Source organism: Rhodopirellula sp. JB055 (assembly GCF_043100905.1).
Taxonomy (GTDB): Bacteria; Planctomycetota; Planctomycetia; order Pirellulales; family Pirellulaceae; genus Rhodopirellula.
Genome location: NZ_JBICHO010000007.1, coordinates 1 through 5,817, shown reverse-complemented (window position 1 = coordinate 5,817; position 5,817 = coordinate 1). Strand labels below are relative to the sequence as shown.

7 protein-coding genes are annotated in these 5,817 nt (G+C 56.6%); 6 read left to right on the top strand and 1 reads right to left on the bottom strand.

Annotated elements, in window-relative coordinates; translation table 11 throughout:
• The 6 genes from ACF8AM_RS00165 to pepT all read left to right on the top strand — a co-directional run.
• Positions 1–273: hypothetical protein (locus tag ACF8AM_RS00165; protein ID WP_392553680.1), on the top strand; the 273-nt coding region annotated here is incomplete at its 5' end.
• 177 nt (positions 274–450) lie between these two features.
• Complete coding sequence (locus ACF8AM_RS00160) at positions 451–834, top strand: hypothetical protein (protein WP_392553679.1); 384 nt, start codon at positions 451–453, stop codon at positions 832–834.
• A 437-nt stretch (positions 835–1,271) separates the two neighbouring features.
• Positions 1,272–2,291: a sugar phosphate isomerase/epimerase family protein gene (locus ACF8AM_RS00155; protein WP_392553678.1), complete on the top strand. Its 1,020-nt coding sequence runs from the start codon at positions 1,272–1,274 to the stop codon at positions 2,289–2,291.
• 157 nt (positions 2,292–2,448) lie between these two features.
• Positions 2,449–3,126, top strand: coding sequence for a DUF3299 domain-containing protein (locus ACF8AM_RS00150; protein ID WP_392553677.1), 678 nt, complete (start codon positions 2,449–2,451; stop codon positions 3,124–3,126).
• A 170-nt stretch (positions 3,127–3,296) separates the two neighbouring features.
• A complete protein-coding gene (locus tag ACF8AM_RS00145; RefSeq protein WP_392553676.1) occupies positions 3,297–3,914 on the top strand; it encodes a DUF3299 domain-containing protein in 618 nt (205 codons plus the stop codon).
• A complete protein-coding gene (pepT, locus tag ACF8AM_RS00140) occupies positions 3,911–5,149 on the top strand; it encodes a peptidase T (RefSeq protein WP_392553675.1) in 1,239 nt (412 codons plus the stop codon). The genes ACF8AM_RS00145 and pepT overlap by 4 nt, the downstream gene beginning before the upstream one ends.
• A 24-nt stretch (positions 5,150–5,173) precedes the next feature.
• Here the strand turns inward: pepT and ACF8AM_RS00135 are convergent.
• Positions 5,174–5,817 (bottom strand): esterase/lipase family protein (locus tag ACF8AM_RS00135; RefSeq protein ID WP_392553674.1); only part of this gene is annotated, 644 nt, incomplete at its 5' end.

The window sequence follows — 5,817 nt, the reverse complement described above, 5'->3', positions numbered from 1 at the left end:
ACGACGCTCTTCCGATCTTGGGGCCTGGATGTCGACCTGACTGGCTCAAAACGTTTATCTGCCTGCAAAATCCTGCATGGCGACCTCAACACCGACTTCTCTGATGTCCCGGCAATGAAAAACCGCATTCCGGGTGTCGTTTACGTTGGTACGCGCACTGAGATGTGCTGGCTGCAATCGCGTCTGTCCGAATTTGGTTTCGCCGCAACGGTTGGCAAGGTCGATCGTGATTCAATCCCGTCCGGTACTGACCTGCCGATCAAACGTAATTGATACCGTTCTGACGCTTCAGTGTCCGCTAACATGGTTTTTACGTTGTGGCCTGCGGCACACCTTGGCTCTTTGGCAAGGGGCCATGGCCTTGGTACACTTGTCCGTCGTTCAAGCATCGCTCGCTTCGTTTAGGGCGGTTTCGTAAAGACCTTCCGTTGTCGGACCTAGCGATCTCAGATGACAAACGACGAACCGACAGGACTCGGCGTAGTTCATTGCGATCCGTTCACTGGAATCGTCTTCGAGCCTTCTCCGCCGTTCGACAAATACAACTCTCGCCCAAACCCGAACACGATCCCATTCGACTCGCGCGATCACGCGATTCGTTACTGTAGATCGGTCGTCGCCGAATACCCCCACCTGCAATGCACACTTGTCGGCGACCCGACCGGCGAGGGATTCGTTTTGGATGACCCCGACTGGATTGAACGGGAATCGCAACGGCGAATGTCGCTACAGCGCTCGCAGGCTACACGCGATCGCTCTTCCTCCCTCGTGATGGTCGCCGCTGCATTTTTGACGCTGTTGGTCGGGGCAATCTTCGTCTACACCCTATGTTAGTCCTAACGCAACCAAGTGGACCGGTCCGACAACATGGTTGTTGCGCTAGGCCTGCGGTATGCCTTTCTTGGTTTGTCATGCGGGTTGGCGATGAACCGTTTTGGCAAATGCCACAGTTCCCTTGTGCAACCGCGGCGAAGTCTTAGGCGGCTGGTTTGGTTCGTTTTAGCGGTTGGCAGCCACGATTGCTGCCGCTTTGTTTGTCTTTGGTGCTGAAGAGCTCGCGAAGTTCGGTCGCAGAATAGCGATGGCGGTGCGCGTCCGCTTCAACGTGAGTGGTTGTTGTGCGGTGGTGGTTCGGTCGTCGAACGATTCACATCATTGGGGAGGTTTGTATCTGCAAACGATGTGGCTCGTTACAATGGAGTGGTTCCGTGCTGGGGCCAGTTTGGCGGGCTGACGCGTACTCACTGATTCACTCACTCAAGGAATCCGCTATGAGCGTTGAGACCAATCGACCTTCTCCGGTGTTGTCCGGCAATTCAGAAGTGGTCGGCTCGCCTAAGTATGCTTCACGTCGGGCTTGGTTGGCAGGGGTTGCTGCGACGGCGGGAGCGTCGGCATGTTCCGGTCGAGTGGCGTTGGCTCAAGCCGGCACCGGCGAGGAAGAAGTCGTTGCTCCGCGGAGGCCAAATCCGATCGCGGTGTCGACCTATTCCTATTGGCGGTATCGCGACGACAGCAAGCTGTCGATTGAGGAGTGTGTGGATTTGGCTGCGGACGCGGGGTTTGATGCGGTGGAGGTGCTGCATGTTCAAATGACCGACGAATCCAACGGCGCGTTGCAGCGAATCAAACAGCGAGCGTTCCGACGTGGTTTGAGTTTATGCGGGATGTCGACCCACCAATCGTTTGTTTCGCCCGATGCTGCCGAACGGCAGAAGAACGTCGACCACACGATCCATTGCATTGAGTTGGCCTACGCGATGGGAATTCCCACGATTCGGGTGAACACCGGTCGGTGGGGCACGTCGGGTAGTTTCGATGAACTGATGGCCAACAAGGGCATCGAGCCCACGCTGGAAGGCCACACGGACGAGGAGGGATTTGGTTGGGTCCGGGATGGATTTGAAAAGTGTTTGCCGGTTGCTGAGAAATGCGGCGTGGTGATGGGGCTGGAAAACCACTGGGGGCTGGGACGCACTGCCGATGGCGTTTTGCGTGTCATCGGGGAAGTCGACTCGCCTTGGTTGCGGGCGACAATGGACACCGGCAATTTTCTCGAAAATCAATACGAACAGTACCAGCAGTTGGCTCCCGAGGCGGTGTTTGTGCAGGCCAAGACCTATTTTGGTGGTGGGACTTGGTACACACTGGAGATCGATTACAACCGTGTGGCCGAAATCCTCCGATCGGTCGATTACCGAGGCTATGTCAGTTTGGAATTCGAAGGCAGCGAGGCTCACGAAACCGCGATTCCAAAGAGCTTGGCGATGTTGAGGAAAGCATTCGGCTGAGTGGTTTGGGGGAGGTAGAACTTCGTGAGAATTCCCGCCTGAACCCACCGGCATTTTCGCTCGTAGCACCCGGGGCTCACTCCGTTTTCCGATTGAAATGGGTGTGGGACCGTTTTGCTTCGATTTTTGTCTTCCTACGATTCGTTGGTTTCCAGTTATGTCCGCTGAAGTCCAGTTTTCAGGGGCCGCAGACGCTGCTGAGTTTCCCTACAAAGCCATCAACCGCGGTGCGATTGCATCGTTGGTTTTCTTGTTGTTGTCGTTGCCCGGGTTGATGCCGACGTTTTCGCCGATGTTGATTTTGGCGGTGCCCGGAGTTTTGGCGGGTGTGGTCGCATTGCGGGCGATCAGCCGTTTTCCGGACGAGTACAGTGGGGCGAGCGTCGCGAAACTTGGTGTGGCCGGCTGTGCACTGCTGCTGATCGGGGGCGTTGGTTTTCATACCTACACGTATTTGACAGAGGTTCCCGAGGGGTATGAACGCGTCGCGTTTTATAAATTGCAGTCGGAACCGAATGGGCCGGATGTGCCCACCGCAGAAGCGCTCAAGGTCGATGGAGAAGCGATTTTTCTGAAGGGGTACATCCACCCCAGCAGCGGCAGTGGGATGCTTCGTCAATTTGTATTGGTGCCCGACCTTGGAACGTGCTGTTTTGGCGGGGATCCTCGCAGTAGCGACATGATCGAAGTGACATTGCCGCCGGGTGAGGCCGTACGAGCGGGTTTGACCAAACGCAAACTGGCGGGAACGTTCAAGGTCAATCGCGTCCCCCAGAGCAAAGAAGACTTTGAGAACGCAATGTTCTACAAAATGCGTGTCGATCAGTACAAATAGCCTTGCGGCGAATCTTCTGTGCGAGAACCGGCGGCCCGAATCGTGATTTCCGGAGGCCCGGATCGTGATTTGCTGTTGTGGGACCTGCGGCAGTGGTTGGTACGATGGGGCATGGCGTTGCAGGCGACCGGCACCGCAGTTTCCTTTCTCGAACGATGGATGCTCGTCAGATGAAATTCAAATCGCGAATCGGTTCGATTGGCATGGTGGGATGCATTGCCATCGGAACACTCTTTTCGACGTTCTTGCGTGCTGACGATTCCACGACGCAAAAAGAACGCACTGCCACGGCTCGATCGATCATTGAACAACGTCGCGCTGCGATGCGAGGGGATGCTGCTGGGCGAGAAAAAGTGGAGGTTCGCAAGAGCAGCCTCGCGGATTTGGCGAAAGGCGACATTTCTTTCGACGATTTGACCTTCGATATCGAGAAGGGCGAGGTCTTCGACGAGAAACAACTGACCAAGGAATTGAAGTTTCTGAATGGTCGCCAGGTGCGGTTGCGAGGCTATATGCTGCCGAGCACGTTGTACAAAGAAACGGACATCGACCAGTTTGTGTTGGTGCGTGACAACCTGGAATGCTGCTTCGGTCCAGGTGCCGCGTTGTTTGACTGCGTGATGGTTGAGATGCAGCCTGGCCGAACAACCGATTTTGTTCCTCGCCCTATCATGGTGGAAGGCAAGTTTGTGTTGGATACTGAGAAGTATCGCTACCCCGGCGGCAAAGGCCCCGACGGTGCCTCCCACATGGCCGTGTTTCGAATTGAGGGACTTCGCGTCCGATGATCAACCCAGACCGCTTGTTGCAGCGTTTTCTTCGCTACGTCCGACTTGATACCGCTGCGGACCCGCAATCTGAAGCTTACCCCAGCACCGAAAGCCAGCGTGAATTGGCGAAGATGTTGGCGGACGAATTGACAAAGATGGGGCTGATCGATGTGATCTTGGACGAGCATGCGGTTGTGACCGCCACGGTTCCTGCCACCATCGACGGGCAGGCACCCACCGTGGCGTTGGTCGCTCACATGGACACATCGCCAGAAGCACCGAGCGAGTCGATCAATCCTCAAGTGGTGACATCCTACACAGGAGGTGACATCCCGCTGCCTGCGGGCAATGCGATCACCGTCGCGGGGTGTCCCGATTTGGAGAAGATGGTCGGCCACACATTGATCACGACGGATGGATCGACGTTGCTAGGAGGCGACGACAAAGCCGGAGTGGCGATCATCATGGAACTGGCTGAGGCTTTGGTGGAGAATCCGCATCTGCCGCATGGGCCGGTTCGCGTGGTGATGACGTGCGACGAAGAAATTGGTCGTGGCACGGACAAACTGGATCTGCAGCAGTTGGATGCAACCGTGGCCTACACGGTCGATGGTGGTGGCCAGGGCGTCATCGACGTGGAAACCTTTTCAGCGGACGCGATGACACTGGTTTTTCGCGGGCACAACATCCACCCGGCCATTGCGAAGGATCGGATGGTGAACTCGCTGCGGGCGGCATCCGACTTTGCGGCCTCTTTGCCGCGTGATTCTGAGACGCCTGAGACCACCGATGGTCGTGATGGTTTCATTCACTTGCATGACATCGTCGGCGGAGTTGGACAAACTCGCGTGGAGCTGATTCTGCGGTCGTTTGAGAGCGACCAATTGGCGGTTTATGCGGACAGGGTTCGCAGGCTGGCGGAGCAGGCCGCGGCGGCATGGCCGGGAATCGAGTTGCAGTGTGATGTGCGTCGGCAATACCGAAACCTTGCCGATGGATTGGCCAAGTTGCCCGAGTCGATCACTCTGGCCGAGCAAGCGTTTGAAAACCTTGGTCTGCCTTGTCAGACGGCAATCGTGAGAGGCGGCACTGACGGCAGTCAACTGACCGAAAAGGGATTGCCGACACCGAACCTATCCAGCGGTCAGCACAACATTCACAGTGTGCTGGAATTCGCTAGTTTGGATGAGATGGTCATCTCCGCGAATCATTTGGTTGAGTTGCTGAAACTCTGGAGCGAAAAACGCGTTTGATTCAATGGGAGGTGAGCTGATGGGTCAATGGTTCTGGAGGAACTCGATCGTCCAGTCCTGCACCTCAGGTTCTTCCATCAAAAAAGAGTGCAGCACAGGCACTTCGTGCACCGTCTGGGCTCCTTCAAGCTGAGCTTCTTCGAGGCTGACGACAAAGTCACCTTCGCCGTTGACCAGGGGATTGGGAATCGGCGAAGAGACCTTTCCGGCCACAATCGCAAACGGAAACGGTGGCGTCGCGAGGTTGGATTCCACTTCGGACCAACGCGAGCCGAGCTCCATTGCGCCGGGGCCAGCGACCAATCCAAACACGCCGGTGGGAGCGAGTCGGCGAGCAATCGCGGCGCCCTGGTTGGGCGGGCCGAGCATGACCATCGAACGCATTCGTGGCAGCAGGTTGCCAGGATCGCCATCAGCCTGCAGGTCGCCAATCAGATGTCGGGTGATGATGTTGCCCATGCTGTGGCCGACGATAGCGAATTGGGCGTCTGGCGATTGGTGCTCGAGGACTTCTCGCAGTGCGGCGGCGGACTCCGCCAGCGAACCGCGTGTGCTCGCATAACCAAACCGGATCGTTTGATCGAACCCTTCGGCGTGCAGTTTGGTTTCCAGGGACTTCATGCAGTTGTCGGTTCGCATCAGTCCATGCAACAGAACCACAACGGGAC